This window comes from Moritella viscosa (genome assembly GCF_900120065.1).
Lineage (GTDB): Bacteria > Pseudomonadota > Gammaproteobacteria > Enterobacterales > Moritellaceae > Moritella > Moritella viscosa.
This window is the reverse complement of the sequence record NZ_FPLG01000109.1, coordinates 1-508: the sequence shown is the minus strand read 5'-3', so window position 1 is coordinate 508 and position 508 is coordinate 1. Positions and strand designations below refer to the sequence as shown.

Genomic DNA, 508 nt, shown 5'->3' with positions numbered 1-508 from the left:
GACAACTGATATCACCTACGTTTGGACGCTTGAAGGTTGGATGTATTTAGCCGTTGTAATGGATTTATATTCAAGGCAAATCATTGGATGGAGTATTGCCGACAACATGAAAACAGAAATGTGTTTGCAGGCGCTACAGATGGCTTACTGGCGACGAAAACCCAATGCTGGAGTTATGCATCATTCAGATAGAGGCAGCCAATACGCAAGCGGCAAGTACCAGGAAATGCTTTCGAAAATGGAGATGATACCCAGCATTAGCGGCAAAGGTGAGTGTTGGGATAATGCACCAACAGAGCGATTTTTTAGAAGCTTCAAACACGAGCATATGCATTACTATCGCTTGAAAACAAAGAAAGACGCTGAACGCTGTATTTTGGATTACCTTGCTTATTACAACAGCAAGCGGCCACATACAACATTGGGGTATTTATCACCGATGGAATTTGAGCAGCAGATATTAAGAAAAGTAGCTTAAGCAAGTGTCCGATTTGAGTTGACCATTACA

At 42.1% G+C, this 508-nt stretch carries 1 protein-coding gene; it reads left to right on the top strand.

What is annotated here, in order from left to right:
• Positions 1-40 precede the first annotated feature (40 nt).
• Entirely contained in the window at positions 41-478 is a 438-nt protein-coding gene (locus BT797_RS17105) for an IS3 family transposase (protein ID WP_075472936.1), read from the top strand.
• Positions 479-508: the final 30 nt, after the last annotated feature.

Excerpts from the sequence above, each read along its gene's own strand:
- BT797_RS17105 (WP_075472936.1), top strand. The coding sequence starts at position 41 with ATGTATTTAGCCGTTGTAATGGATTTATATTCAAGGCAAATCATTGGA.